Source organism: Pseudorhodoplanes sp., assembly GCF_035565795.1.
Lineage (GTDB): Bacteria > Pseudomonadota > Alphaproteobacteria > Rhizobiales > Xanthobacteraceae > Pseudorhodoplanes.
Genome location: NZ_DATMRV010000228.1, coordinates 1 through 1662, shown reverse-complemented (window position 1 = coordinate 1662; position 1662 = coordinate 1). Strand labels below are relative to the sequence as shown.

At 63.4% G+C, this 1662-nt stretch carries 4 protein-coding genes; 1 reads left to right on the top strand and 3 read right to left on the bottom strand.

Going from position 1 to position 1662, the window contains the following annotated elements; translation table 11 throughout:
- A partial coding sequence (locus tag VNZ93_RS20220; protein ID WP_325709420.1) for a VOC family protein occupies positions 1 to 254 on the bottom strand: 254 nt, incomplete at its 3' end.
- A 135-nt stretch (positions 255 to 389) separates the two neighbouring features.
- Here VNZ93_RS20220 and VNZ93_RS20215 point away from each other — a divergent pair.
- Positions 390 to 536, top strand: coding sequence for a hypothetical protein (locus tag VNZ93_RS20215; protein WP_325709417.1), 147 nt, complete (start codon positions 390 to 392; stop codon positions 534 to 536).
- 21 nt (positions 537 to 557) lie between these two features.
- Here the strand turns inward: VNZ93_RS20215 and VNZ93_RS20210 are convergent, their stop codons facing one another.
- Both VNZ93_RS20210 and VNZ93_RS20205 read right to left on the bottom strand, forming a co-directional pair.
- Positions 558 to 929, bottom strand: coding sequence for a protease inhibitor I42 family protein (locus VNZ93_RS20210; protein WP_325709414.1), 372 nt, complete (start codon positions 927 to 929; stop codon positions 558 to 560).
- Between the two features lie 13 nt (positions 930 to 942).
- Positions 943 to 1662 (bottom strand): glutamine amidotransferase-related protein (locus tag VNZ93_RS20205; RefSeq protein ID WP_325709411.1); only part of this gene is annotated, 720 nt, incomplete at its 5' end.

Genomic DNA, 1662 nt, shown 5'->3' with positions numbered 1-1662 from the left:
AAGCCCTCGCCCGTATCCAGAAAGCGCCGGTTGAAGTCGCCGAAGAGTTGCGACATGCCGTCATCGCCGAGCTTCTCGGGCTCGGCCATCGTCAGAATCTCGACGAAGAAGCCCGGCAACTGAACGACATGATTATGCGTGCCCCACAGATGACGATTGCGGGCGCCCACGGTGAAGCCGAGACGCCGGTACAGGTCCGCGCCCGCATCGAGGTCGCGAACAGCATGGACGATATGATCGAGACCGCGGGGCATTTTCTTCGGAATACGACGGTGTAAGGCCAAAGCATATAATCCAAGATTCGGACCCCTGCGAGCAGCCTTCCGGGCGCTTGCGGACCATGCGGCAGCCGCCTTTGTTGGGGGCCGACTCGGGCTCCATATGCCGCGATGCTCGCGGCCATCGCCGTGATCTCGCTGCTCGTCTACAACGTCGTCGGCGTCGCGCTTCTGCGACGGGGCTGGATCAATCTCGATCTTGTCTGGGTCGGCGCGCTACTGGTGTGCGGCGTTGCATTGCTGGTTGGCGCTGCGTGAGAGCGTCCGCTCCGCCGCGGCTCACCGCGCGGTCGCTACTAGGTCGACCTGGTGCCGACGCGCGACGGACGTTTCCCAGGGCCTGCGGTAGACAAACCGGATGCTGGCACGTCCGGGACCCGTCGCCTGCACGCTCCAGCGATGCACGCCGGGCGCGCCCACACGCGGCTTGCCGTCCGCGTTTGGCGAAAAGCCGCGATCCTCGATGCGCAGGATGGACAAATTCGAACTCGTCTGAGGATCAATCGCCCACCGGTACCCGGTCGAAGGATTTTCCCCGAGTTCGATGGTCGCCGGCTGCCCGACGGCGAGCTTCAACGTCTGGTCGGCCGCGTGAGCCGTACCGATTGCAAAGACGACCAATCCGAATGCGAGAGACAGGGGCTTCATCATCCGGCGATCTCCGTCACACCAGCCGGCTCTGCTCGACGGCCGCCTCGATGAACGAGGCAAACAGCGGGTGCGGCTCGAATGGCCGCGACTTCAGTTCGGGATGATACTGAACACCCACGAACCACGGATGATTTTCGTATTCGACCGTCTCCGGCAGCAATCCGTCAGGAGACATGCCGGCGAACCGCATGCCGTGCTGCTCGAGGCGATCCCTGTAGCGCGCGTTCACTTCGTAGCGATGACGATGGCGCTCTGAAATTTCCGTCGCGCCGTCATAGATCTGCGAGATGCGGCTGCCGCGCTGCAGCGCAGCCCTGTAAGCGCCAAGGCGCATGGTGCCCCCGAGGTCGCCGCCGGCCTTGCGCGTTTCGAGTTCGTTGCCGCGCATCCATTCGGTCATCAGGCCGACGACCGGCTCCGAGGTCGCTCCGAACTCGGTCGAATTGGCATTCTCGATGCCGCAGAGATTGCGCGCCGCTTCCACGACCGCCATCTGCATGCCGAAGCAGATGCCAAAATACGGCACGTCACGTTCGCGCGCGAACTGGGCCGCCCTGATCTTTCCTTCCGCCCCGCGCTGGCCGAAGCCTCCCGGCACAAGGATGCCGTTCACGTGTTCGAGGAACGGTGTCGGATCCTCGTGTTCGAACACCTCGGACTCGATCCAGTCGAGATTGACCTTCACCTTGTTGGCGATGCCGCCATGCGACAGCGCCTCGATCAGCGACTTATA

Bases quoted from the DNA above. Each gene is read 5' to 3' on its own strand.
- VNZ93_RS20215 (WP_325709417.1), top strand. From the start codon at position 390: ATGCTCGCGGCCATCGCCGTGATCTCGCTGCTCGTCTACAACGTCGTC.
- VNZ93_RS20210 (WP_325709414.1), bottom strand. From the start codon at position 929: ATGATGAAGCCCCTGTCTCTCGCATTCGGATTGGTCGTCTTTGCAATC.